Annotated in this window: 1 protein-coding gene; it reads left to right on the forward strand. The window is 52.3% G+C overall.

Annotation, left to right across the window (positions count from 1 at the left end):
• Nucleotides 1-203 precede the first annotated feature (203 nt).
• A complete protein-coding gene (locus MKP05_RS21170; RefSeq protein ID WP_001067855.1) occupies nucleotides 204-908 on the forward strand; it encodes an IS6-like element IS26 family transposase in 705 nt (234 codons plus the stop codon).
• The last annotated feature ends 61 nt before the right edge of the window (nucleotides 909-969 follow it).

Raw genomic sequence — 969 nt, forward strand, 5'->3', positions numbered from 1 at the left:
GGCTGGCGTGTACCGCCAGCGGCAGGGTGGCTAACAGGGAGATAATACACAGGCGAATATAACGCATAACCACAATACATCCTTGAGTGAAGGCCGATAAAGGCGAGTAAAGAAGCGACAAATAAGAATAACCCGGCGTTGGCACTGTTGCAAATAGTCGGTGGTGATAAACTTATCATCCCCTTTTGCTGATGGAGCTGCACATGAACCCATTCAAAGGCCGGCATTTTCAGCGTGACATCATTCTGTGGGCCGTACGCTGGTACTGCAAATACGGCATCAGTTACCGTGAGCTGCAGGAGATGCTGGCTGAACGCGGAGTGAATGTCGATCACTCCACGATTTACCGCTGGGTTCAGCGTTATGCGCCTGAAATGGAAAAACGGCTGCGCTGGTACTGGCGTAACCCTTCCGATCTTTGCCCGTGGCACATGGATGAAACCTACGTGAAGGTCAATGGCCGCTGGGCGTATCTGTACCGGGCCGTCGACAGCCGGGGCCGCACTGTCGATTTTTATCTCTCCTCCCGTCGTAACAGCAAAGCTGCATACCGGTTTCTGGGTAAAATCCTCAACAACGTGAAGAAGTGGCAGATCCCGCGATTCATCAACACGGATAAAGCGCCCGCCTATGGTCGCGCGCTTGCTCTGCTCAAACGCGAAGGCCGGTGCCCGTCTGACGTTGAACACCGACAGATTAAGTACCGGAACAACGTGATTGAATGCGATCATGGCAAACTGAAACGGATAATCGGCGCCACGCTGGGATTTAAATCCATGAAGACGGCTTACGCCACCATCAAAGGTATTGAGGTGATGCGTGCACTACGCAAAGGCCAGGCCTCAGCATTTTATTATGGTGATCCCCTGGGCGAAATGCGCCTGGTAAGCAGAGTTTTTGAAATGTAAGGCCTTTGAATAAGACAAAAGGCTGCCTCATCGCTAACTTTGCAACAGTGCCAGCTGCGGG

The organism is Halomonas flagellata, assembly GCF_022487945.1.
Classification (GTDB): Bacteria; Pseudomonadota; Gammaproteobacteria; order Pseudomonadales; family Halomonadaceae; genus Halomonas; species Halomonas flagellata.

Coding starts and splice junctions, on each gene's coding strand:
- MKP05_RS21170 (WP_001067855.1), top strand. CDS start 204: ATGAACCCATTCAAAGGCCGGCATTTTCAGCGTGACATCATTCTGTGG.